This window comes from Cypionkella sinensis (assembly GCF_042646385.1).
Classification (GTDB): Bacteria; Pseudomonadota; Alphaproteobacteria; order Rhodobacterales; family Rhodobacteraceae; genus Cypionkella; species Cypionkella sinensis.
In genome coordinates this window covers 1,114,299-1,136,862 of record NZ_JBHRTO010000001.1, presented here as the reverse complement: position 1 = coordinate 1,136,862, position 22,564 = coordinate 1,114,299, and the positions used below count along the sequence as shown (strand labels likewise).

Below are 22,564 nucleotides of genomic sequence, written 5' to 3'. Positions count from 1 at the left end.
CCATTCGGGTCGCCCTTCGTCATTTCACCCCTAAAATTCGGAGACGAAAATGAAGAACTATGTTCAAGCAGGCAATACCATCACCGTCCCGGCTCCCTATGCCGTTGCGTCCGGTGCGGGTGCCAAAGTGGGTGCAATCATCGGCATTGCTCAACACTCTGCTGTCATCACCGACCCCGTCTTGTTGTCGCGAGAAGGCGTCTTTACCGTGGCAAAAGTCTCGGCTCAGGCATGGGCAGTTGGCGACAAGATCTATTGGGACGATGCTGCCAAAAACTTCACGACCACATCGTCCGCGAATACCCTTGTCGGTACTGCGTTGGCTATTGCTGTCAACCCGACTGCCACAGGTGTTGTTCTGCTGGATGGCTGCGTTCGTTAATGACCTCGGTCTTTGACGGTCTTGCGGGCGTCACGGCTTCTGTGCTGGGAGCGCCGGTGCCTTACCTGCCCAAAGGCGGTCCATCCCGCGATGTTCAATCGGTCTTTCGTGAGACTCCGATTGAAGCAACAGATCAGGATGGGCATCCCGTCCTGATCGTTGCACCAACTTGGCGTGTGCGCCGCAACCTTGTCCCGGAACTGGCGCGGGGCGACAAAATATCGCCCGCCAATGGCAAGGCCTATGCCGTCAAAAACATATGGCCTTCGGGATCACCGGCTGCGGACGCCGCTGTGATTTGCGAGTTGGAATTGGTGACAGCATGAATCATCGCTCGCTATTCCGTACCTTGGCCCGAGACGCGCTGGCTAACGATCTTCGGATGATCGAATTGACGCAGATGTCGGCTTGGGCGGGAAACATCTCGGCGGATGCTCTGCCAGTTCTTGGAGTTGTGACGCCACAGGAGCGGGTTTCGCCCGAGACGTTCGACATGTTTGAACGGTCTACATTGCTTCAGGTCGTCGTCAAACGGCTTGGTGGCGATGAATTGGAAGATGACCTCGATGCAGACGCTGATGCGATCGAGATTTGTGTCTGTGCTGCGATCATGGGCGCAGGCTATCGCTGCTTTCCAGAAGATTTGACCCTCGCCCTCAACGGCGACGGCGAACAGCGGATCGGCACGGCCATCGTCAATTTTCGGGTCACTTATCACCGCGGTCTCGACGGACAATCCTGATTTGGTCTGTCGGGGCTAAAACCTTCATTCGAAAAGGATAACCCATGGCAGCGATTGCCACCACAACCTCGCAGGGGTCGGGTCAGCGCACCGCTGTCTCCAACACCCTGACCGCGAGCGACACCTTCGCCTATACGCCGGGCGCGGGCCAGCTGCTGTTCCTGTTCAACCCCACGGGAAGTACGATCACTCCGACCATCGTGGGTGACACAGCCACGCTGTTCTACCCGGCAGAATTGGGCATTCCAGTCGCTGTCAGCGCTGGTGTTGCTGTGCCTGTCACCGCTGGGCAGATGATTGTCGTCAATCTGGACGAACAATACAAACTGCTGTCCCCCACCAACACGATCACGGCGGGCGCTGGCCTGATCGCGATCCTTACCCTGTGAGGTAGCAATGGCACTTATCACCCCGACGCCGCTTCCGCGCGTGTTCAATACCGCACCTGGGGCCGGTGTTTTTGCACCGATGACGCTGACCACTCTCGGCGCATCGGACACATTCGAATTTCGCCGCGGCACCGGGCAGATCCTGTTTCTGCGCAACCCCACCGGCGGCACGCTTTCGCCGCTGATTGATGGTGGCGACGGCGTCACGGTGCCTCTTGCCGGCTGGGGGCTGCGAACTGTGTCGGGCGGCTATCCGGCCTTCGCGATCACCACCCTGCAAAACAAGCTGCTCTGGCTGGATACGATCCCGGCGTTCTTGCAGGGCACCATCACGATCACCTCCGGCGCGGGCCTGCTCGCCGGTCTGCTCAACCCCATCTAAGGAGCCGCACATGGCCAAGATTATCAACCCCGCCAAGCGCCCGCTGACGCTGAACACTGGACACGTTGTCCCTGCCGACGGTGAACTGAAAACCACCAATGATGTTCTGCGCTGCACGGACAATGCGCCGACGCTGGGTGGCCTTGCCCTGTCTGGGCAGATCACGCTCGAATACGACGAGGAAATCGACCCGGATGGCGTCGCGGTGCCGCTGACCGTTATCGAGGCGCTGCCCGAAGCTGCGGCACAGGCCGAGGCTGACCGGCAGCTTGCCGTCGCAGCAGAAGAAAACGCGGCCGGTTTGAAGGCTCTTGCTGAAAAGCAGGAAGCTGATGCCGCCCCGCGCAAAAAGTAACCGTCCCACCTCAACCTGCATGAAAGGAGCCTGTTATGGCTGCTGCAATTTCCTATATCGGGGCGGTCATCGCCGTCTCGGTCGCCACGCCTGCAACCATTGATGCCTCGGGCTTCAATGCTCTGACCTATACCACTGTCGGCAAAATCGCGTCCTTTGGCTCGGTGGGCGATTCATCTGCCGACATTGCCATCGAACTGCTCGAGGGCCGCACTGAACACGTCAACGGTGTCAAGGACGGCGGCGCAATCCCGTTTTCCGTCCGCTTCGATACCGACGCCGGTCAAACGTTGTTGGTGAATAACTCGAATAACAATGTCGATTTGTCCTTCAAGATCACAGACCCGGATGGGAAGATCGCGTATTTCTACGGCAAAATTGCCAACGTGAAAGACAATGAACGCGCGCCGGGCAGCTACAAAGGTTTGTCGGGCGAAGTTCGCGTCAACAGCGCCACCGTTCGCGTCTGATAGGGCCAGCTTCGGCTGAGCCTTCAACTGCTTTGTCGGGCTGGCGCCGGGTTGATCCCGCCCAGCCCGATTTTCGTTAACATGAGGACGTGTAATGGATTTCTCGACTTTTGACACCCGCAAAGCTGCTGAGACTGGGCGCACTGTACAGATCCGCGACCAACAAACGGGCGAGCCGATCGTTTATGACGATAAGCCCTGCTGTTTCATCGTGCGCGGGCTTTCGTCGCGGTCTTATCAAGCGGCAATCAAGGCCGAACATGCGGCGCGCATGAAATCGCCCCGCGGCGCAAAGGCCTCGGAAGATGCGAAGATGATCAGTGATATTCATGATGACCTGGTCAAATCCGCTTCCCGGTTGATCGTGGGCTTCGTGGCTGTTCAGCGGATGGGGGATGATGGAAAGCTTCGCGATCTCACCACCTCAGACGACGATATCAAATGGTTCCTGGACCTGAATTTCCTCAGTATGGAACATCTGATGCGTTCTTCTGCTCTGACCATTGGGCCAGGCGAGTCCTCGGAACAATTCGAAGACCGCAAGGCAGAGTATGAGGCCCGCTGGCACAAACCGTCGTTTGCCCAGCAGGTGCTGGATGCCGCGCAGGATGAGGGTTTTTTGCAGCAAACGTTGAAAGGCTGATCCTTACGGCGCGGCAATGGGGCTATCTCCATTCCAAGCCGAAAACTTGGGAGCGGAACCGGTTGCAGCAGTTGCAGCATGAACGCGAGCCGCTTTTGTTGCCGGATTTGGATGCCGGGCAGTATCTGGTCGATGCGATGTTCAAGATGGGCCCGACCATCAGCACCGGCATGGATGAAGTTGCTGCCGACTGGATCACCATCGACGCTTTTGCAAGAGGCACAGGCAGGATCAGCGAGCCTTGGGAGTTTGAGGCGCTGTTTGAGATGTGCGCCGCCTATTTTCAGGGGTGGCGCGCTGGCGTTGAGCCCTTGGCGATGTCGCCAGTAGAGATCGCATTGGCTGCTTCCGCGTCCGAGTCAGATCAACCCTGATCACCTTTCACACCTGTTCAACCCCGCTGCCGATTGGCTGCGGGGTCTTTCGTTTTGTCCAAAGGCCATCTGAATGTCAGCAGCACCGACCGGCGCAATGCGCGCCACGCTTGGCCTTGATTTCAGCCAGTTTGAATCTGGTGCCCGTGCCACTGGCAAGATTGCCGGCGGTATGGCTGAGACGATGGTGCGCGCCAGTGAGCGGATCACGCAATCTGTCGCAGGGCAGGCGCGGTCGTTCGATCAACTGCGCAGTTCGGTCGATCCTGCATATGCATCAGCACAAAGTTACGCTGCTGTTCAGCGTCAACTGGCGGGCATGGTCGAGTTGGGCACCGTCAGCCAGCGCGCTGCCAATATCGTTCTGGAACAGGCTGCGGCGAAGTATATGGGCGTCGAAACTGCAGCGCAGCGCGCGGCGCGTGCCCAGCTTGAAAATGCATCTGCCGTTGAAACAGCGACGCGTGGCTATACGTCGCTCCGCACCCAGCTTGATCCTGTCTTCGCAGCATCAAAGCAGTATGAAGCCGCGCAGGAACGGCTTAATGCCGCCGTTAAAGCGGGCGTGATCTCTCAAGGAGAGGCAAACCGCGTTTTGGGCATGGCAGAGGCCAAATATCTTGGCCTGGCACCTGTTGCGCAAAAGACCGCGAATGCCGTTGCTGACCTTGGTCAAAAATCCGGCTTTGCTGCTGGTGGCGGCCTCCGAAGCCTTGGATTGCAGTTGAATCAGGTTGCTCAGGTCGGTGGGATGACGGGTAACTGGCTCGCTGCATTGGCCGTTCAGTTACCGGATATTTTGCTGGCCTTCGGCACCTTGGGCGTATTTGCAGGCATTGCTGCAGGTGCGATGATTCCGCTTATCAGCACACTCGTTTCGAGCAAAACGTCGACGGAACTTTCTGCCGCGGCCACCAAACAATATTCCGAAGCGCTGTCTCAAATTACGTCAGATATGAGCAGCGCTAAAGCGCTTGAGGCCGAATATGCAGCAGCAGTGATCAGCGGGAGTTCCCAGCGGGTGGCTGCGCTACAGGCCGAGGCAGCAACCCGGGCTGCCTTGCTGCAAATGGATCAAAACAAGCTTTTGGCAGACCAGGCTGCAGCAAAGGCGGCGCTGGCGAATGTTCAGGCTGAATTGCAGGCCACTCTCGACGCCCAAGCCGCGCAGCTCGAAGCTATGGCTCAAGTTCGCGATCAATTGGCGCAAGGCTTTCTAGATCCGACTACGGCGCAAAATGCGCTGGAAAACATGAAGGTTGGTCTTGAAGAAATTAACGCTCAGCTTGTTGTTCAGCGTGAGAGCGCGAAGAAGTCTGGGCTAGAATTTGATCTTGTATCAAGGCAGATAGACTCCAATAAATTTGCGCTTGATGCGGTTCGAGATATGCTTCTGCGTATTGAGAACGGCGTGCCTCCAATTGCAGTTGCGCTGAACAATGCCGCAAGTGAGGCCCTTGGTCTCTCATCGGCACTCAGCCAAGCTTATGGGTATGCTGCAGGTTTGCGCAGTGCCATCGAGGGCATGAACTTCACCAACATCGCTACAGCGGCCAGCAACGCTGCGCTGCTAGCCGGTTCAACTGTTGCTGCTGCAACTGCTGCGGGACAGCTGGCGGAGCAGCGCGCGAAGCTGGCGCCCATGCTCGGCAGCGAGGATGCCATCATCCGCAAACAGGCTGCATCGCAGCTTGAGGCCTACGATGCTGCTTTGCAGACAAATGTGGCGCTGCAGGAACAACATACAGCTTTGGTAAAAACTGCGAATGCCGCGAACGGCGCTGGAAAGGCGACAAAGGCCGCGATGAGCGAGGCTGAGAAAGCCACGAAAAAAGCTGCAAAAGCCGCTGCCGAGGCTGCCAAAGAATACGCTGATACGATGAAGGGTTTTGTGACCAGCGGCATCGGCAGTTTTGTTGATCAGATGGTCGATGGCTTCAGCGGCGGGATGAAGAGCATCAAGGATTTGCTGGTCAATACGATCAAGCAAATGATCGCCTACGCGCTGAAAAACAAGATCATGCTGGCACTTGGCTTGGGCGGTGTTCCAGGCTCTGCTATTGCCGGTGCAGCTGGTGGGGCGGCAGGTCAAGCTGCCGGTGGCGTTGGGAATATCCTGAGTGGTATCGCTGGCTTCGGTGCCTCGCTGTTCTCTGGCGCATCTGGTCTCCTCACCGCTCTGACTGGGGCTGGAGGCGGTCTGGCGACTGCCGGGACATACCTCTCATCGGTGCTTGGTGGCGCAACCACCAGCCTCGCTGGCTTTGGGGCTGCCGTGGGCGCGCTTGCCTTGCCGCTTCTCGCAGTCGGCGCGATCTTCTCATTCTTCAAAACCAAAACCGTTCAACTCGACGCAGGTCTGCGGCTTACCGTCAACGGCTTGGAAACAGCAGTCGAGACGTTCAGCCGAGTGAAGAAAACGCGCTTCTGGGGTCTATCGACGAAGAAAAAGACCACTTACACGGCAGCCGATGCAGAGGTCGCGGACCCGATCAGCCGCGCCATCGGTGACATGCAGCAGGGCATCATCGACATGGCTGGGTTGTTGGGGATCGGCAGCGATGCGTTCGATACGTTCTCAAAGCAACTGCAAATTTCGACGAAAGGGCTGAGCGAAGATCAGGCTTTGGCCGCGATCCAGAAGGCAATCAACGGCCTGGGCGATGATTTCGCGGAACTGGCGACGGGTCTGACAGACTTTGTGCATGACGGTGAAGGCGCTATGGCAGCGCTGACCCGACTGACCCAATCTATGAAGGCTGTCAATCTGATGGCCGACACACTGGGCCTGTCCTTCCGCGCAGTCGGTTTGATCGGCGCAGATATGGCATCGCAGCTTGCCGATGAGTTCGGCGGTCTGGATGCTCTCAGCACGGCGGTCGGGAACTACTACAACAAATTCTACACCGAGGCCGAACGCAACGCGACGGCGACCAGGCAGGCCACCGAGGCGCTAGCAAGGTTGAACGTCTCTATGCCGCAGTCGCGCGACGAATATCGGGCGATGATCGAGGTGCAGGATTTGACGACCGAATCTGGTCGTGAGTTGTTTGCGGCGCTGGTCAGTATGTCCGGCGTCATGGATCAGGTGCTGCCGCAGGTTTCATCGTTTACCGCGGCCATCGCCACGCTGGTCGGTGATGTGCAGACTGGCCTCTCGGCGATGATCGCCGCCACCCAGAGCGCGCAGAGCGATGCCTTGAACGCAGCAAACGCTTGGCGCGATACCGCCAAGGCGCTGCGCAAATACATCGCCGACATGCGCGGGCAAACCTCTGCGATGACGACCGGCGCGCGGGCCTTGGCGTTCAACCAAGCGCAGTTCCAAGGCCTGCTGGCAGCGGCGCTTGCGGGCAATCTCGAGGCCGCAGGCCAACTGACCGGCGCCGCAGATGCGCTGCTGACCAGTTCGGGTGAGACGGCCACCACCACGCAGGAGGCTGCGCTTGCACAGGCTCAGGTGCTGGCAGGACTGACGCAGGTGGCCAACTCGTCTGACGTGCGGGCGGCGAGCCTTGATACCTTGGCCACTCTGCTGGGCGATCAGTTGACGGTTCTGCAAACGATCAGCGATTACCTGACCGGCGGCGGAAACGACGCGGCCTATCTCGCCACATTGACCGCGAGCCTCGGCACTCTGCAAACCCAGATCGGGATAGGCAATACCGATCTGGTTGCGCAACTTGCGGCCCCGATGGGGGTGCTGACCACTGGCCTTGCAGCACTTGTTGCAGCGATAAATCAGGACGTTGCTGACCGGGCGGCGCGGGCTGCGGCAGATGCGGCGGCTCAGGCTGCTGCGGCCGCGGCAGAGGCTGCAAGATTGGCAGAGGAAGCTGCTGCCGCTGAGGCGTCAAGATTGGCAGCGGAAGCTGCGGCAACGCTGGCGGCAGAGACGGCGGCGGCCGCAGCAGAAGCAGCCAGGGTGCTTCGGGATAGGATCAATGGCGGCAGTAGGCATGAGCGCCCCGACAACGCTCGCGGCTTTGCCGCCGGGGGGATGCACGCGGGCGGACTGAGGATCGTCGGCGAGAACGGGCCAGAATTGGAAGCGACTGGGCCATCCCGCATCTTCAACGCCAGCCAGACCGAGCGGATGCTTCGTGGAGGCAGCAATGCCGGTGGCTTTGAGGCGGTGGTTAATGAATTGCGCAGCCTACGACAGCAGGTGGCCTCGTTCCAGGATCAGAGCCGCCAGCTTGACACACAGAACCTCGATGAAAACCGCAAGACGCGGAAGATCGCCGAAAATTGGGAGATCAACGGTATGCCAGAGGTGCGCGCATGAAAGTTATAAAGCCGATCAAGGTGACGGAAACAAATTGGTATGCCGTAAACTTCAACCAAATGAGCGATTATGCTGCATGGAATAGCGGTGTCGCGTATCCGGTTGGAACCATTCGGTGTTACCTGCCGACCAAATCCCAATACAAGTGCATCATCGCAACCAATGCCGGCGAAGATCCAGAAGCGTTTCCCACAAAATGGGCGCGAATTGGGTCTATGCAGATCTGGCGTCCGTTTGATGGCTTCATTTCGCAAAGTCCTGCAACTGTTCTCGGGTCATCGACGTTCGATGCGACCGGGCTTGGGCTTTGGGCTTTTCCCGGCCTGATCTCGCAAAAGGCCAACAAATTCACCTTCAGCTTAACCGGATTGGGTGCCTTTGACACCGTGGCAGTTCTGGCGACGGATTGCTCGCAGGTCAGGGCATATTTCTATGACCAAAACGGGACCAAGCAAACCGATCTGACAATTCGGGCGCTCGACGACACTCAAATCGTTGATGCCTGGGATTATTGTTTCGGCGATTTGACCTATCGCAGGGACTTCGTTTTTGAGGGCTTTGATGGGTGGGGATCGACCAATCTGTCGCAACTTTATATCGAGATTTCCTACGATGCCCTGACGACATTTGAGGCACCTATCGGCATCGGTGAAATCGTGGTGGGCCAATCGCGCGAACTTGGCCGCTGCCATTCCGATGCAAAGATCCAGCTTGTCGATTATTCAAAGAAGAACATCGACGAATACGGCACGGTGACGATTGTTCAGCGCGCTTACAGCCAGAACGCCTCGTTTGAGATTGAGATCGCGACAGTCGATCGCAACAGGGTTCAGGCCCTAATCACCAGCCTTCGGGCAACCCCATGCGTTTACTACCCGACCGCAGGCGATGCCAATCAGGGCATCGCCATCTACGGCTACGTCAAAGACTACAATACCACCTACGCAACACCTGACCGGGCCTATGCAGCGCTCGAAGTCGAAGGGATGATCTGATGCCACTTCAAGCACCACCAAACGCCCCGAACCGGGCGACACCATCCACGTTTCGCGCGGATATGGATGCGTTCCTGGCGTGGCTGTTCACGCTGTTCGCCGCAGGCTTGGGCTACGGCACCGGGTCTGGCGGCGCGGTGACGCAAGCGACCTCGCGGGTCACAGGTGTCACGCTCAACAAAATCTGTGGGCGGATCAACTTGGTCTCGGCGGCAGGGTCAGCAACTTGGGCCAGCTTTGTCGTCACCAACTCCTTTGCCGAATTGGGCGATGTGATCATCGTCACCCAGCGCACCGGGGCCAACCTCTACCAATTCGCGACAAAGGCGGCAGCGGGCAGCTTCACCATTTCCGTCAGCGCCTTGGCGGGCACCGCCACCGAAGCGCCGCAGATTTCCTATGCGATCATCAAGGCGGTGGACGCATGACCCACACTGAAACAGGCAAACCGATGATTGAAAATTCCGACCGTGGCATCACGCTGGCGAAACCTCTGGCTTGGTCGATGCTCGTCAGCATTGTCGGGGCGATCTGGTATGGGGCCAGCACGATCACCGGCCTGAGCCAGTCCACGCAGGCCGTCACCACGGCGCTGTCGGTGATCCAAGCGTCCAGTGCGCAAGTCGAAGGCCGCGTGCGCGTGCTGGAAAACAATGCCGCCGCTGGCCTCGCCCGCTACGATGCGCTCAAGCAGTCAGTGGATGAGGTCAAAGACAATCAGCGCGAAACCAACGATCTGCTGCGGCAGGTATTGCAGGGGGGCAGCAAGAAATGATTGTCACCCCCGCTTTCCTCTCGAAACTCGCGGGTGCCCCGGTCAACGCAAATATGGTCAGCACTATCTCTGGCCTTGTCATGCAGCCGGTCGGCTTGGACCGGCCGCACCGCCTGGCGCATTACCTCGGCCAATTGGCGCATGAAAGCGGCTGCTGGAAATACGACCGCGAAATCTGGGGGCCGACGCCCGCGCAGACGCGCTATGATACCAGAACCGATCTCGGCAATACCGCCGCCCTTGATGGTGACGGCTATCGGTTCAGGGGCAGGGGGCCGATCCAGATCACGGGGCGGGCGAACTATGCGGGCTTCACCGCTTGGTGCCGTAAGTTCAATCCATCGGCCCCGGATTTCACCGCCAGCCCTGACGCGGTTGTCACCGATCCGTGGGAAGGCCTTGGCCCGATCTGGTATTGGGATACCCGCAAGATCAACAAGCTGGCCGATGCTGGCGACATCACCGCTGTAACCAAGTGCATCAACGGCGGCACCAACGGCCTCACGGATCGAATCCGGCTGACCGTCGCCGCCTCGCTGTTCCTCTCAGGGTCAGCAGATGCCAAATCCTTCCAGCGTGCCCACGGGCTTAAAGCCGATGGTATGATCGGCCCGATCACCCGCAGCGTTCTGCACAAAGCGCTGACGGGGCAACCTGTCGTCACCTTCGCCCTCTAACCGACCTGCAACCCCTCACAATTCGATCCCCCCGCCACGCATCCCGCGTGGCCTTTTGGCATAGGAGCCAGCCATGAATCCTGTCTATATCCGCCTCGGGCTTTACGTCCTCTCCACCGTCATTGCGGCGCTCCCTGCCGCTTATGCAGGCCTGATCACCTACGATATGGCCGCAGATGTTTTTATGGTTAAGCCGGTAACGCTCCTGACATCGCTGCTTGGCGGCGGCGTAATCACTGGGGGCATCTTCGGCAAGTTCGGCAAGAAATAACCGCCTGATCTGATGAGTGGCGCGGGCTTTGATCGGCCCGCGTCATAATTCCAAGCCCTGAAAGGCAACCCAATGACGAATGAAGTTTTGCAGGCGACCGCCTCGGCCGGCGCTGAAATCGTGCGCGGTGGCGGCATGGCCGAGGTAGCGGAAGCGCACGGCTTCTACACCGTCGAGTGTATCGGGCCGGATGGCGAGATCCGCTGGACCGACACGATCGAGAACCTTGTCACCACCGCCGGCAAGAACGATGCGCTGGATAAGTATCTGGCAGGCTCGGCCTACACGGCGGCTTGGTTCCTCGGTCTGGTGGATGGCGGGTCCGCACCGACCTACGCCGCGGCTGACACGATGGCCTCGCACTCGGGCTGGACCGAGGCGGTGCCATATTCCAACGCCACGCGCCCTGCGCCTGCCTTCGGCGCGGCTGCCGCTGGCGCTAAGGCATCGACGGCCACAGCGTTCAACATCAACGCGACCGCCACCGTCGCCGGCTGCTTCCTTGCCTCGGTCAACGCCAAGTCGGGCACCACCGGAATCCTGTATTCCTGTGGTTCCTTCGCGGGCGGCAATAAGGCCGTGACATCGGGCGACACGCTGAACGTCACCTATACGGCCTCGCTCTGATGTTCGCAGATCGGGCCAAGATGACCACAGCCACGACCGGGACGGGGGCGATCACCCTCGGCTCGGCCGTCGCTGGGTTTCAGACCTTCGCGGCTGCTGGCGTCACCGATGGCGCGAAGGTCCGCTATGTCATCGAGGACGGCACGGCTTGGGAAATCGGCACCGGCACTTACAGCGCCGCGGGCACGATCCTTTCCAGATCCTTTGAACAATCCAGCACGGGATCTGTCCTGAGCCTGAGCGGGGCGGCGGTGGTTTATGTCACGGCGGCTGCGGCGGATATTCTGACAGGCACGCAGATGGTCGGCATGGATATTGCCCTCAATCAAAACCTTTTCTCGCACTGAGGTAAATCATGGGCAACAACGCACCGATTTTTTCTAAGATCGCCCATATCGAATGGGCAACTGGCATCACGGCGGCAAACACCGCCAAGGATGGCACGGGCACGGTCGACACCGTTTTTGTCGCTGACGCCACGAACGGATCCTATCTGCAAAAGTTGATTGTCCGACCCAAGGGCACCAACGTCGCAAGCGTGCTGCGCGTGTTCCTGAACAACGGCTTGACCAATGCCACCGCGGCGAACAACGTCCTGATCGCTGAGATCGGATTGGCGGCAACCACCAACTCGGAAATCGCGGCGATCGCCGGCTATGAGGTGCCGATCAACCTGCCAATTCCGCCCGGCTATAAGGTCAACGTCACCCTCGGCACGGCTGTTGCTGGCGGCTATGCGGTGGCCGGTTGCGGTGGTGATTACTGATGGCAACCTTCATCGCGATGACGCTCGAGGTTGATGGGGTGAAAACGCCCATCTGGCAAAAGGTCGAGTTCGGCGCAACGGTCGTGGTGATGGGGCAGGTGGTGTCTTACGTCGATGCCGCTGGCAATTCCGTTGCCCTTCCTGAAACCTACGAAATGGCCGTGATCGACGGGGTTGAACATAGCGTGCCGGGGGTGGTCTGATGTTTCCTTTCCACCTGCCGAAAGAGGGCGGCAACACCCGGCTATTTGACCCCACAGGCCAGTATCAGGCCTACAATGTCCCATCAGGCGCAACGCTTTTGGAAATGCTGTGCGTTGGCGCTGGTGGTGCCGGTGGTGCTGGCTTCTCTGCCGCAGCGGCTTCGGCCCGAGGTGGCGGTGGCGGTGGTGGATCCGGGGCCGTGTCGCGCCTGATCATTCCCGCGTCATTGCTGCCGCCTACCATCTACCTCTTGCCGGGCTTCGGTGGGCTGGGTGTCGCTGGTCAGGCCTCGACGGTTGCCTTGCTGACCTCTGGCGCTGCTGCGGCATTTCTATGTTCGGCAAACGGTGGTGCCCTTGGCGGCACTGGCACGGGTGCTGCCGTGGGCGCGGCTGGGGCTGCCGGGGCGATCACCCTCGGCGGGGTCTATTCTGCGCTTGGGGCATTTGTCAGCGTGGCAGGGCAACCTGGTGCTGCCGGTGGGTCGGTTGGTGGTGGCGCGGGCGTGTCACTCGTGTTTGGCGGCTTTTCAATCTTTGTCAGCGGCGGGGCAGGCGGTGCCGGCGTCACGGCGTCTGATCAGAGCGGTGGCGCAATCACCGGGGCCGGCCTCTGTCCTACGATCCAAGGGGCAGGGTCTGGCTCATTTGATGGCAAGGCTGGATTCGAATTGTGGCTGCCGCCAACTTTCAGCGGTGGATCTGGCGGCGGTGGATCAAACGCAGGGAACGGCGGCAACGGCGGTGCTGGTGGTCGCGGCTCGGGTGGCGGCGGTGGCGGTGCTGGCGTTATCGGTGGCCAGGGCGGTCGGGGCGGTAACGGCTTCATCCTGATCACGGCGCTGTTCTGATATGCTCGGGTTTTCACCCCTCGGCTCATCCCCTCTTGCCGATGATGCTCTTGCCGCAAGCGGTAGCGCCCTTGGCAGCATTGTTGAGGCCGCGAGTGCTGCGGATGCCCAGACCGTCACCCTTGTCACGGCAGCGGCTTCCAGCGAAGCGGCAACGGCGACCGAGGCTCAGACAGGCCTGACAGGCGGCGTTGTGGCGGCGCTGAACGAGGCGGCAGCGGCGGCCGACGCGGGCGCGGCCGCTCTCATCACGGCGGCATCGAGATCCGAACCGGCAGCGGCAACGGATGGGGCCACCACGACCTCGGCGATGGGTGCAAGCCGATCTGAGGCAGGGGTCGCCATAGACGCAGGCTCCGCTGCGCTGTCGTCTCAGGTGGCGGCATCGGAAGGTCTGACCGCAGATGACACAATGTCGGCCCAGAGTGTGGCCCAAGCGGCAGCGATCGAGGGGGCGACGGCAAGCGATGGCACCAGTGCGGTGCTGATCGCTGGTGCGGCTGTTGCAGGCTATATCATCCCCGCCCAATGGCGCTTAAGCTCTACGCCGGCTGCGTGGATCCAGAACAGCAGCCCTGCCGCTTGGGTGCTGCACAGTGCCGCCGCGGAATGGCGTCACCATGAAATAGAGGCGACCTGGCAATCGCACAGCGTCCCGGCCCAATGGAGAGCGGCATGACCATCACAAGCTATGCGTCCGATACCCTGATCATCGACTTCCCGGTGACGTTCCCCACAACCGGGCCTGTGACGGCTCTCGGCGGGGTGGCATCTGCAACGGCTGACCTTATGACAGGAGGCACGGCGATCAACGCAACCACCAGCATGAACATCGACACAGTGACGGCCACCTGGGCGGCAGGCGCTTTGGCCGAGGGTGTCTATCGGGTGCAGTTGAAACTGACGATCGCGGGGCAGGTGCAGACTGTTGCCGACGTGAAGGTAAGGGTGTTGCCAAGCAACGCTTGAGCACTTGCCAGGACCGTAGTGTGTTCGCTATCCGTTCTGAATGGCTTTCGACTACGACATGCAGCTTTACTGCGCCTGCGGGCATAGCGCGCGGATATCGGCTGAGACGATACCGCCATCATGGGGCGATCAGCCTGCAAACATACCGTCATCAGTTTGGGATCGCGTGCGCTGCACCTCATGCGGAAGGCGCGGCAAACCAAAGCAGGTGATCGTTTCGCCCGTGGAAAACCGCTATCGCAGCGGCGCCTATCCCGAGTTCGGAGAATCGCTGGGGCGGAGATAGGCTCTTGTAGTCGCGCTGCTCTTGATGAGGTGATCTGGGTCGCAAATACGCAGCAATTACGCACGCTGTGCCAAAATCTGCTTGTATATTGACGGCAGGAGTCCGGCCGCCCGTACCATCTTCCTTCGCTTCAGCCAGATTTCAACCAAACGGCGGCGCCGCGCCAATTGTGGCAAAGCTTTGGCGATTAATCGTTAACATCGAGAATCAGCCGTAATGGGCGTGGTTTGTGACGCGATCTGAGCGTCTTACCGCCCCGAAATCCGCGCCGATTCGCGCTCTGCCGCCGATTGACCTTGCGTCAATCTGAACAGTGCGCGCCAAACGGGCGCATTGACGCCTTTGCCGCAACAGCGTTTCCAGAATGTGGTGAAAGAATGGCAAATAATCTCTCTTATGGTTAAGGTAGTATCACGTTTTCTCACCGTTTCCCCAATCGAAACAGTGGCGCGGTGATCGGCGGCGGGCAGCGTGAAAGTTTCGCGTCCTAGCGTCTGATATGCCTGTATTTTTCAAGATGCGTGATTGTTTTCGGTCTCGAAACTGCGCGGAAGATCATACAATCTGTGCGTGTATGCCGGATTTTGCACTGCCGGAAATGTGGCAGAGGCATGGCGAAACCTCGCCGCAATTAGGACTTTTTTTACTTTGCGGCCACGATAACTGGCGATATTGAGATCAAGTCTTACTGGGAAAGACAAAGGCCGTGGGGGCGGTCGTTGAATGGTGATGTGCCGCAAGGCACCTGTGTTGGGAAAGATGTGCTGCCTTAGCCTGGGGTTCTGCGACCTATAGGCTTGTCATGAAAATTCTGTGTTTTCGACCGGAAGCCGTTGGTTTCCGAACAGCATTGCTTTCGCTTCACCTCAGACGGCAGGCAACAGGCGCTGGCCTCGGTTGATCCCGAGCTTGCGCCTTTTCGGGGTCGCTTTACCGCGATCCGGGCTTGAGTCGGTCGGGGGACGGAATGCCGTCTCTCAGGTGAAATGAGGGATATAAAATGCCGGTATTTGCGCAATTCAATTTCAACGACGTTGGCACCGACGCCTTGGACAGCGCACCGGCGTTGGGTGATCAGCTTGGCACCTATCGCAATGGCGCGGCATCTGTCGGCGGCCAGGCGGTGCTGGATGGCCAGGACGATCTGGTGAAAATCTACCAAGATCCAGCCTATCAGATGGACCGCGGCACGCTGGATATCCGCTTCACGCTGGCAGATCAGCCGCTGACCGCAACGCAGACTGTGCTCTCGCGTGACAGCGCTGGCGAAACCGCAGGCGGCTACCGCATTGAAATTCAAGCCGATGGCTCGGTGGTGATCAGCCACGAAACCGCCACCGGCACCGAAACCTTCGGCACGGGGCCGGGTTTTGCACGTCCGGGCGATGAGATCAGCCTGTCCTATTCCTGGGATCAGGGCGGTGCTGGCGGCCAGTTGCACATCGACAACGTCACCAGCAACGACCACTTCAACGACAGCGTGCCGAACACGCTGACGATGGACATGGGCGCGCTGGATCAGCCGTGGATCGCGGGTGCAGGGCAGTCTACTTCGGATGCAGGCACGCTCGACAACATCAACCAGCACTTCGCAGGTTCGGTCGATCTGTTCCAACTGTCTGATACGGTTGACAATTACGACCCGCGCGACGGCTATGTCGATGGCACCTCGGGCAATGACCTGATCGACTACGATTACACGGGCGACCCCGATGGCGACCGCATCGACCACAATGATGCGATCCTGGGCAATGACCGCCCGAATGACGACCGGGTGCGCGCCGGGGCTGGCGATGACACCGTGCATGCCGGTCTGGGCAATGACCTGGTCGATGGCGACGCGGGCAATGACGTGCTTTATGGCGATGCTGGCGATGACACGCTGAACGGCGGCACCGGCAATGATCTGCTCTACGGCGGCCCGGGCGACGACTCGCTGCGCGGTGGCGACGGCGACGATACCCTGTTCGGCGGCAACGGCAACGATGTGGCCTATGGCGGCGACGGCAACGATCTGATCGACACCTCGGGCGGCGGCGCTGCTCCGCTGCCGGATCAAGGCTACCCCGGCCTTTACCCGGCTGACAGCGATCCGACCAATGATCTCGACACCGTTTATGGTGGCGCGGGCGATGATACCATCCGCACCGGCGACGATGCTGATGTGATCTACGGTGGCTTCGGCAACGACTCGATCGACGGCGGTTTCGATAACGACACCATCGAGGGCAATCAGGGCAATGACACCATCATCGGTGGCGAAGGCGCTGATCTGATCGACGGTGGCCAGGGCGACGATCTGATCTACGGCGGCTACGGCCCCGGCGTGCCGGATGCGGTGAACATTCCCGATGCCGACGGCGATCTGCGGCCGCAGAACGGCAATGACAGCATCGTTGGCGGTCTGGGCAATGACACCATCTTCGGCATGGATGACGATGACACCATCGACGGCGGTCAGGGCGACGATCTGCTCTATGGCGGCATCGACGATGACAGCATCCGCGGCAATGTCGGCAACGACTCCATCTACGGCGGCGAAGGTTCCGATACGATGGAGGGCGGCAATGACCGCGACACCTTCTATGTCGGCTCGCAAACCGATGGCGCTGGCGATGTGATCGACGGCAACGAAGGCGGCGACGACTATGACACCCTCGATCTGACCGGCTCGGGCCCACTGCACATCATCTATGATGAGAACAACCCCGAGAACGGCACCGTGCAGTTCCTCGACGCTGATCGCAACGTCACCAGCACGCTGACCTTCACCAACATCGAAAACGTCATCCCCTGCTTTACCCCCGGCACGCTGATTGCGACGCCGAAGGGCGAGGTTCCGGTGGAAAGCCTGAAAGCCGGTGATCGCATCATCACCCGCGACAACGGCATTCAGGAAATCCGCTGGACCGGGCGGAAGGATTTGGGCTGGCATGATCTGGTCGCCAATCCGCATCTGAAGCCGGTGCTGATCCGTCAGGGCAGCCTTGGCAACGGTCTGCCCGAGCGGGATATGATGGTCTCGCCGAACCACCGCGTTCTGGTCGCCAACGACCGCACCGCGCTCTATTTCGACGAGCATGAAGTGCTGGTTTCGGCCAAGCATCTTGTGGCTGGCAAAGGCATCGACAGCATCAACGCTGTGGGGGCAAGCTATATCCACTTCATGTTTGACCGCCACGAAGTCGTGCTGTCGAACGGCGCTTGGACCGAAAGCTTCCAGCCCGGTGACTACACGCTGAAAGGCATGGGCAATGCGCAACGCGGCGAGATTTTTGATCTGTTCCCCGAGTTGAAAACCGAAGCTGGCCTCGAAGGCTACAGCTCGGCCCGCCGCACCTTGAAGCGCCACGAGGCAATGTTGCTGGTGAAATAACGGTTTATGCAGCACGCCCGTGCCGATTTGGCGCAGGCGACGGATCAGGAGGGCTTCGGCCCTCCTTTTTTGTTTTCAGTTTGACGAAAATCTGAACCATTACGATGCTTTACAGCGGCCGATTTCGGCGGCCTGTATGGGGTCTGGCCCGATGAAGGTCATAGCCACACCGCCTTATAGCAACCCGAGCGCCGACGGGCGCGCCCATTTTCGCCACAGTTCAGCCGCTAAAAACCACAGTTTCACCCTAAATTGCACCAAATTTTCCACGATAAGACCTGCGTATCTCGTGCGCATAGGATGATTATTTTGCGACTCCGCCTGAACATACCAACGCACGGGCCAATCGCCCGGGTTTTTTGCACCGCTGTTCGGATGGAGGGCTAAGTCATGGCAACGACCTATTACGGCATCTACCTTGGCACTTCGACCAATCAGCTGGACCCGACAGAGGGCAACAGCAACAACGAAGGCTATGCGCTTTTTCAGAACACCACCTGGGGCTCGTCGACCGCCCCGCTTTCTGCCAGCAAGGTTCAGATCACCGCAGGGAATTTCGCAGGCGGCGCCGCTGCAACGTCTCTTGAAACCAACAACAACGTCGAAAACGCCACCCTGTCCACCAACATCGGTGGTACGGCTTACACGCTGACCTATGACGGCACCGCGATCTACAACGCCACCCTGACCTACGCCGACGGCACCACTGCGACGGTCACGGCCGTTCTGGTGCAGACCACCGACGGGCGGCTGTTCCTGATGCCCGAAAGCACCGCAGTCAGCGATGGTGACACGGCCAAATATGAAGCCAAGCCGATCACCTCCGTCACCTTCGGCACCGCCACAACCTTTGACAATGTGAACTTCGGCTCGGATCGCGTCGTTACCGCCTACGATGATGGCGTGGTCGAAGGCACCGCTGGCGACGATGTCATCGACAGCACTTACGTCGAACCCATCGCCAATGGCTCAGATCGGGTCGACAACGCAGATGGCACCTCGGCAGCCAATATAAACGGCGACACCATTCGCGCCGGCGCGGGCAATGACATCGTTTCCGCAGCGGCAGGCAACGATTCCGTCTTTGGCGGCGACGGCAATGATCAGCTGTATGGCGGTGTGGGGGACGACACGCTGCTGGGCGAAAACGGCAACGACACCGTCTACGGCGAAGACGGCAACGATTCGCTCACGGGGGATGCTGGTGCCGATGTGCTCTACGGCGGCATCGGCAACGATCAACTGTTCGGCGGCACTGGCAACGACACGCTCGACGGCGGCACTGGCAATGACATCCTGCAAGGCGGCGACGGCGACGACACCTTCCTGCTCTCGGGCACCTTCGGCAACGACATCATCACCGGCGGTGAGGCTGGCGAGACCAACGGCGATCTGCTGAACGCCAGCGCCACCACCGTCAACACCACGCTGAACCTGACGGGTTCCGAGGCTGGAACCATCACCGACGGCACCTCGACCACCAGCTTCACCGAGATCGAGCGCTTCCAACTCGGATCTGGCAATGACACCGTTCTGGGCGGCGCGGGGAATGACTCAGTCGACGGCGGCGCAGGCAACGACTCCATGGCAGGCGGCGCGGGCAATGACACGCTTGCGGGCGGCGCGGGCAATGACACGCTCGACGGCGGCACCGGCAACGACATCCTGCAAGGCGGTGACGGCGACGATACCTTCCTGCTCTCGGGCACCTTCGGCAACGACACCATCACCGGCGGTGAGGCTGGCGAGACCAACGGCGATCTGCTGAACGCCAGCGCCACCACCGTCAACACCACGCTGAACCTGACGGGTTCCGAGGCGGGGACGATCACCGACGGCACCTCGACCACCAGCTTCACCGAGATCGAGCGCTTCCAACTCGGCTCTGGCAACGACACCGTCCTGGGCGGCGCGGGAAATGACTCGGTCGACGGCGGCGCAGGCAACGACTCCATGACCGGCGGCGCGGGCAACGACACGCTTGCGGGCGGCGCGGGCAATGACAGTCTTTTCGGCGGCACCGGCAATAATCAGTTGTTCGGCGGCGACGGCGTTGATTACTTTGGCGTCACCACAGCGAATACCGGTACAACGGTCATTCAGGGTGGCGAAGGCGGCACGGATACCGGCGACCAGATCGCCTTTTCCGGCGCGGACGCTGTCACGGTGGTTTTCACCGGCAATGAGGCCGGAACCTTCATCGGCGGCAACCACAGCGGCAGCTTCAGCGAAATCGAAGTCATCACGTCGGGCAGCGGCAACGACAGCTATGACGCAACGGTGACAACCAGCGCGCTCTACATCGGTGCGGGTGGCGGCAACGATACCATTTTCATGGGGGCGGGCAATGATACCGTCTACGGCGGGGACGGGGCAGATACGATCCGGGGCGGTGCGGGCAACGATTTTCTGGTCGGCGATGCAGGCAACGACACTTTGGACGGCGGCGCGGGGAATGACACGCTGAACGGCGGCAATGATGCCGATACCTTCCTGCTGACAGGCGCAAGCTTTGGCACTGACACCATCACGGGCGGCGAAGGTGGCACCGATACCGACACCATCGACAGCACTGGCGTCACCGGCAACATCACCGTCACCTATAGCGGAGCCGAAGCGGGCGGGCTGACCTCTTCGACCGGCGGCACCGCGTCGTTCAGCCAGATCGAAGCGATTGTCACCGGCAGCGGCGATGATAGCATCAATGCTGGGGCGAACACCGCGAACTCCAGCTATGCCACCGGCGCGGGCAATGACACGATCACTGGCGGGTCGGGGAATGAGACGCTAGATGGCGGCACGGGCAATGACCTGCTTTCGGGCGGGGGCGGCAATGACAGCATTCTCGGCGGCACTGGCAACGACACGCTCGACGGCGGAACCGGCAATGACATCCTGCAAGGCGGCGACGGCGACGACACCTTCCTGCTGTCGGGCACCTTCGGCAACGACACCATCACCGGCGGCGAGACGGGTGAGACCAACGGCGATCTGCTGAACGCCAGCGGCGTAACGGTCAACACCACCCTCAACCTCACCGGCCCTGAGGCGGGGACGATCACCGACGGCACCTCGACCACCAGCTTCACCGAGATCGAGCGCTTCCAACTCGGCTCTGGCAACGACACCGTTCTGGGCGGCGCGGGGAATGACTCGGTCGATGGCGGCGCAGGCAACGACTCCATGGCAGGCGGCGCGGGCAATGACACGCTTGCGGGCGGCGCGGGCAATGATGTGCTCGACGGTGGCACCGGCAACGACCAACTGTTCGGCGGCACTGGCAACGACACGCTCGACGGCGGCGCGGGAAATGACGTGCTGAACGGAGGCAATGATGCCGATACCTTCCTGCTGACCGGCACAAACTTTGGCGCCGATACCATCACCGGCGGCGAAGGCGGCACCGATCTCGACACCATCGACACCAGCGGCGTGACCGGCAACATCAACGTCACCTTCAGCGGAGCCGAAGCGGGCGGGCTGACCTCGTCGACCGGCGGCACCGCGTCGTTCAGCCAGATCGAAGCGATTGTCACCGGCACCGGCGACGACACCATCAATGCCGCGGCGAACACCGCCAACTCCAGCTATGCCACCGGCGCGGGCAATGACACGATCACGGGCGGGGCGGGGAATGAGACGCTGGACGGCGGCAGCGGCAATGACATGCTGTCCGGCGGGGGCGGCAATGACAGCATTCTCGGCGGCGCAGGCAATGACACGCTGATCGGTGGCGACGGGGCTGACAGCCTGTTTGGCGGCGATGGCCGCGACACATTCTTCGTCGGTGCGGGCGATAGCGTGGACGGTGGCGAGGGCGGCGACGACTACGACGTGCTCGATCTGACCGCCTATGGTTTTTCGGCCACGAACATCATCTACGACCCGCTGAACCATGAAAATGGCACGGTCGAGTTTCTGGATGCGCAGGGCAATGTCACCGGCACGATGACCTTCCAGAACATCGAGAAGGTGATCGCCTGCTTCACCCCCGGCACCATGATCCTGACCGAGCAGGGCAAGGTCGCGATTGAAACGCTGGCAGTGGGCGATCTGGTGTTGACGCGCGATAACGGCTTTCAGCCGATCCGCTGGATCGGGCAGCGGACCTTGTCGGCGGCTGATCTTGTGGCGGTGCCGCAGTTCAACCCGGTGCAGATCGCCAGCGGCGCCTTGGGCGGCGGTCTGCCAGAGCGGACCATGCAGGTCAGCCCGCAGCACCGGATGCTGATCAACACGCCGCGGGCCGAGCTTTTGTTTGGCGAGGCCGAAGTGTTGGCCGCAGCGGTGCATCTGGTCGGCAGGCCCGGCATCACCCGGGCGACCCCGGATCAGGTCAGCTATATCCATCTGCTCTTTGATGAACATGAACTGATCTACGCCGATGGGGCGTGGAGTGAAAGCTTCCAGCCGGGCCAGCACACCCTGGCCAGCATGGACACTGCACAACGGCAAGAGATATTTGCGCTTTTCCCCGAGTTGCAGGTCGGTGCCACCTATCCCGCCGCGCGCATGATGCTCAAATCCGGTGAGGCCCGATTGTTGCTGAACACCTGAGCAGCCAGATTTTTCGTCGGGGTTGTCTCGGGCATTGTTGCCAAGACAGAAACTTACCCCGGTTCGGACACATTTCAACCACGCGGCAGGGTTAATTTCAGGTTGAGAAATCTGGATTGGTCCCGCCCGTGTCTTTGCCTGTCGCCCAAAACTCCACCCCAGCCGCCGCGCGCACCCCAGCGCCGC

25 protein-coding genes are annotated in these 22,564 nt (G+C 60.3%); all 25 read left to right on the top strand.

What is annotated here, in order from left to right; genetic code table 11:
• The first annotated feature begins 49 nt into the window (after positions 1–49).
• The 25 genes from ACFOGH_RS05625 (at position 50) to ACFOGH_RS05505 (ending at position 22,378) form a co-directional block, all read left to right on the top strand.
• Positions 50–382 carry a DUF2190 family protein gene (locus tag ACFOGH_RS05625; RefSeq protein WP_380072083.1) on the top strand — a complete coding sequence of 111 codons (333 nt, stop codon included), beginning with the start codon at positions 50–52 and terminating at the stop codon, positions 380–382.
• Entirely contained in the window at positions 382–708 is a 327-nt protein-coding gene (locus ACFOGH_RS05620) for a head-tail joining protein (RefSeq protein ID WP_380072082.1), read from the top strand. The genes ACFOGH_RS05625 and ACFOGH_RS05620 overlap by 1 nt, the downstream gene beginning before the upstream one ends.
• The gene (locus ACFOGH_RS05615) at positions 705–1,124 is read left to right on the top strand and encodes a hypothetical protein (RefSeq protein ID WP_380072081.1); all 420 of its coding nucleotides are present in this window, start codon (positions 705–707) and stop codon (positions 1,122–1,124) included. Before ACFOGH_RS05620 ends, ACFOGH_RS05615 begins: the two co-directional genes overlap by 4 nt.
• Positions 1,125–1,168: 44 nt before the next feature.
• Positions 1,169–1,513: a hypothetical protein gene (locus ACFOGH_RS05610; RefSeq protein WP_380072080.1), complete on the top strand. Its 345-nt coding sequence runs from the start codon at positions 1,169–1,171 to the stop codon at positions 1,511–1,513.
• A 7-nt stretch (positions 1,514–1,520) separates the two neighbouring features.
• Positions 1,521–1,895: a hypothetical protein gene (locus ACFOGH_RS05605; protein WP_380072079.1), complete on the top strand. Its 375-nt coding sequence runs from the start codon at positions 1,521–1,523 to the stop codon at positions 1,893–1,895.
• A gap of 10 nt (positions 1,896–1,905) precedes the next feature.
• Complete coding sequence (locus ACFOGH_RS05600; protein ID WP_380072078.1) at positions 1,906–2,250, top strand: hypothetical protein; 345 nt, start codon at positions 1,906–1,908, stop codon at positions 2,248–2,250.
• Positions 2,251–2,285: 35 nt separating this feature from the next.
• On the top strand, positions 2,286–2,720 hold the full coding sequence (locus tag ACFOGH_RS05595; RefSeq protein ID WP_380072077.1) for a hypothetical protein: 435 nt from the start codon (positions 2,286–2,288) through the stop codon (positions 2,718–2,720).
• Between the two features lie 94 nt (positions 2,721–2,814).
• Entirely contained in the window at positions 2,815–3,363 is a 549-nt protein-coding gene (locus tag ACFOGH_RS05590; RefSeq protein WP_380072076.1) for a hypothetical protein, read from the top strand.
• Between the two features lie 98 nt (positions 3,364–3,461).
• Positions 3,462–3,737 (top strand): hypothetical protein, encoded by a 276-nt coding sequence (locus tag ACFOGH_RS05585; RefSeq protein WP_380072075.1) that lies wholly within the window; start codon positions 3,462–3,464, stop codon positions 3,735–3,737.
• Positions 3,738–3,834: 97 nt separating this feature from the next.
• A complete protein-coding gene (locus tag ACFOGH_RS05580; RefSeq protein ID WP_380072074.1) occupies positions 3,835–8,025 on the top strand; it encodes a hypothetical protein in 4,191 nt (1,396 codons plus the stop codon).
• Positions 8,022–9,020, top strand: a complete 999-nt coding sequence (locus ACFOGH_RS05575; RefSeq protein ID WP_380072073.1) for a hypothetical protein — start codon at positions 8,022–8,024, stop codon at positions 9,018–9,020. Before ACFOGH_RS05580 ends, ACFOGH_RS05575 begins: the two co-directional genes overlap by 4 nt.
• A complete protein-coding gene (locus ACFOGH_RS05570; protein WP_380072072.1) occupies positions 9,020–9,448 on the top strand; it encodes a hypothetical protein in 429 nt (142 codons plus the stop codon). The genes ACFOGH_RS05575 and ACFOGH_RS05570 overlap by 1 nt, the downstream gene beginning before the upstream one ends.
• Positions 9,445–9,795 carry a hypothetical protein gene (locus ACFOGH_RS05565; RefSeq protein WP_380072071.1) on the top strand — a complete coding sequence of 117 codons (351 nt, stop codon included), beginning with the start codon at positions 9,445–9,447 and terminating at the stop codon, positions 9,793–9,795. Before ACFOGH_RS05570 ends, ACFOGH_RS05565 begins: the two co-directional genes overlap by 4 nt.
• Positions 9,792–10,472, top strand: a complete 681-nt coding sequence (locus ACFOGH_RS05560; protein WP_380072070.1) for a glycoside hydrolase family 19 protein — start codon at positions 9,792–9,794, stop codon at positions 10,470–10,472. The genes ACFOGH_RS05565 and ACFOGH_RS05560 overlap by 4 nt, the downstream gene beginning before the upstream one ends.
• Positions 10,473–10,545: 73 nt before the next feature.
• Complete coding sequence (locus ACFOGH_RS05555; protein ID WP_380072069.1) at positions 10,546–10,743, top strand: hypothetical protein; 198 nt, start codon at positions 10,546–10,548, stop codon at positions 10,741–10,743.
• Between the two features lie 72 nt (positions 10,744–10,815).
• Entirely contained in the window at positions 10,816–11,370 is a 555-nt protein-coding gene (locus ACFOGH_RS05550; protein ID WP_380072068.1) for a hypothetical protein, read from the top strand.
• Entirely contained in the window at positions 11,370–11,717 is a 348-nt protein-coding gene (locus tag ACFOGH_RS05545) for a hypothetical protein (RefSeq protein ID WP_380072067.1), read from the top strand. Before ACFOGH_RS05550 ends, ACFOGH_RS05545 begins: the two co-directional genes overlap by 1 nt.
• A gap of 8 nt (positions 11,718–11,725) precedes the next feature.
• Positions 11,726–12,136, top strand: coding sequence for a hypothetical protein (locus tag ACFOGH_RS05540; protein WP_380072066.1), 411 nt, complete (start codon positions 11,726–11,728; stop codon positions 12,134–12,136).
• Positions 12,136–12,339 (top strand): hypothetical protein, encoded by a 204-nt coding sequence (locus tag ACFOGH_RS05535; RefSeq protein ID WP_380072065.1) that lies wholly within the window; start codon positions 12,136–12,138, stop codon positions 12,337–12,339. Before ACFOGH_RS05540 ends, ACFOGH_RS05535 begins: the two co-directional genes overlap by 1 nt.
• Complete coding sequence (locus ACFOGH_RS05530; RefSeq protein WP_380072064.1) at positions 12,339–13,190, top strand: hypothetical protein; 852 nt, start codon at positions 12,339–12,341, stop codon at positions 13,188–13,190. The genes ACFOGH_RS05535 and ACFOGH_RS05530 overlap by 1 nt, the downstream gene beginning before the upstream one ends.
• A gap of 1 nt (position 13,191) precedes the next feature.
• Positions 13,192–13,869, top strand: coding sequence for a hypothetical protein (locus ACFOGH_RS05525; protein WP_380072063.1), 678 nt, complete (start codon positions 13,192–13,194; stop codon positions 13,867–13,869).
• Complete coding sequence (locus ACFOGH_RS05520; protein ID WP_380072062.1) at positions 13,866–14,159, top strand: hypothetical protein; 294 nt, start codon at positions 13,866–13,868, stop codon at positions 14,157–14,159. Before ACFOGH_RS05525 ends, ACFOGH_RS05520 begins: the two co-directional genes overlap by 4 nt.
• A gap of 40 nt (positions 14,160–14,199) precedes the next feature.
• Positions 14,200–14,445: a hypothetical protein gene (locus ACFOGH_RS05515; protein WP_380072061.1), complete on the top strand. Its 246-nt coding sequence runs from the start codon at positions 14,200–14,202 to the stop codon at positions 14,443–14,445.
• A gap of 1,000 nt (positions 14,446–15,445) precedes the next feature.
• Positions 15,446–17,821 (top strand): Hint domain-containing protein, encoded by a 2,376-nt coding sequence (locus tag ACFOGH_RS05510; RefSeq protein WP_380072060.1) that lies wholly within the window; start codon positions 15,446–15,448, stop codon positions 17,819–17,821.
• Positions 17,822–18,211: 390 nt separating this feature from the next.
• On the top strand, positions 18,212–22,378 hold the full coding sequence (locus tag ACFOGH_RS05505; protein WP_380072059.1) for a Hint domain-containing protein: 4,167 nt from the start codon (positions 18,212–18,214) through the stop codon (positions 22,376–22,378).
• The last annotated feature ends 186 nt before the right edge of the window (positions 22,379–22,564 follow it).

What these genes read in the sequence shown, in the direction of transcription:
- ACFOGH_RS05625 (WP_380072083.1), top strand. Translation starts at nt 50, where the DNA reads ATGAAGAACTATGTTCAAGCAGGCAATACCATCACCGTCCCGGCTCCC.
- ACFOGH_RS05620 (WP_380072082.1), top strand. Translation starts at nt 382, where the DNA reads ATGACCTCGGTCTTTGACGGTCTTGCGGGCGTCACGGCTTCTGTGCTG.
- ACFOGH_RS05615 (WP_380072081.1), top strand. Translation starts at nt 705, where the DNA reads ATGAATCATCGCTCGCTATTCCGTACCTTGGCCCGAGACGCGCTGGCT.
- ACFOGH_RS05610 (WP_380072080.1), top strand. Translation starts at nt 1,169, where the DNA reads ATGGCAGCGATTGCCACCACAACCTCGCAGGGGTCGGGTCAGCGCACC.
- ACFOGH_RS05605 (WP_380072079.1), top strand. Translation starts at nt 1,521, where the DNA reads ATGGCACTTATCACCCCGACGCCGCTTCCGCGCGTGTTCAATACCGCA.
- ACFOGH_RS05600 (WP_380072078.1), top strand. Translation starts at nt 1,906, where the DNA reads ATGGCCAAGATTATCAACCCCGCCAAGCGCCCGCTGACGCTGAACACT.
- ACFOGH_RS05595 (WP_380072077.1), top strand. Translation starts at nt 2,286, where the DNA reads ATGGCTGCTGCAATTTCCTATATCGGGGCGGTCATCGCCGTCTCGGTC.
- ACFOGH_RS05590 (WP_380072076.1), top strand. Translation starts at nt 2,815, where the DNA reads ATGGATTTCTCGACTTTTGACACCCGCAAAGCTGCTGAGACTGGGCGC.
- ACFOGH_RS05580 (WP_380072074.1), top strand. Translation starts at nt 3,835, where the DNA reads ATGCGCGCCACGCTTGGCCTTGATTTCAGCCAGTTTGAATCTGGTGCC.
- ACFOGH_RS05575 (WP_380072073.1), top strand. Translation starts at nt 8,022, where the DNA reads ATGAAAGTTATAAAGCCGATCAAGGTGACGGAAACAAATTGGTATGCC.
- ACFOGH_RS05570 (WP_380072072.1), top strand. Translation starts at nt 9,020, where the DNA reads ATGCCACTTCAAGCACCACCAAACGCCCCGAACCGGGCGACACCATCC.
- ACFOGH_RS05565 (WP_380072071.1), top strand. Translation starts at nt 9,445, where the DNA reads ATGACCCACACTGAAACAGGCAAACCGATGATTGAAAATTCCGACCGT.
- ACFOGH_RS05560 (WP_380072070.1), top strand. Translation starts at nt 9,792, where the DNA reads ATGATTGTCACCCCCGCTTTCCTCTCGAAACTCGCGGGTGCCCCGGTC.
- ACFOGH_RS05555 (WP_380072069.1), top strand. Translation starts at nt 10,546, where the DNA reads ATGAATCCTGTCTATATCCGCCTCGGGCTTTACGTCCTCTCCACCGTC.
- ACFOGH_RS05550 (WP_380072068.1), top strand. Translation starts at nt 10,816, where the DNA reads ATGACGAATGAAGTTTTGCAGGCGACCGCCTCGGCCGGCGCTGAAATC.
- ACFOGH_RS05545 (WP_380072067.1), top strand. Translation starts at nt 11,370, where the DNA reads ATGTTCGCAGATCGGGCCAAGATGACCACAGCCACGACCGGGACGGGG.
- ACFOGH_RS05540 (WP_380072066.1), top strand. Translation starts at nt 11,726, where the DNA reads ATGGGCAACAACGCACCGATTTTTTCTAAGATCGCCCATATCGAATGG.
- ACFOGH_RS05535 (WP_380072065.1), top strand. Translation starts at nt 12,136, where the DNA reads ATGGCAACCTTCATCGCGATGACGCTCGAGGTTGATGGGGTGAAAACG.
- ACFOGH_RS05530 (WP_380072064.1), top strand. Translation starts at nt 12,339, where the DNA reads ATGTTTCCTTTCCACCTGCCGAAAGAGGGCGGCAACACCCGGCTATTT.
- ACFOGH_RS05525 (WP_380072063.1), top strand. Translation starts at nt 13,192, where the DNA reads ATGCTCGGGTTTTCACCCCTCGGCTCATCCCCTCTTGCCGATGATGCT.
- ACFOGH_RS05520 (WP_380072062.1), top strand. Translation starts at nt 13,866, where the DNA reads ATGACCATCACAAGCTATGCGTCCGATACCCTGATCATCGACTTCCCG.
- ACFOGH_RS05515 (WP_380072061.1), top strand. Translation starts at nt 14,200, where the DNA reads ATGGCTTTCGACTACGACATGCAGCTTTACTGCGCCTGCGGGCATAGC.
- ACFOGH_RS05510 (WP_380072060.1), top strand. Translation starts at nt 15,446, where the DNA reads ATGCCGGTATTTGCGCAATTCAATTTCAACGACGTTGGCACCGACGCC.
- ACFOGH_RS05505 (WP_380072059.1), top strand. Translation starts at nt 18,212, where the DNA reads ATGGCAACGACCTATTACGGCATCTACCTTGGCACTTCGACCAATCAG.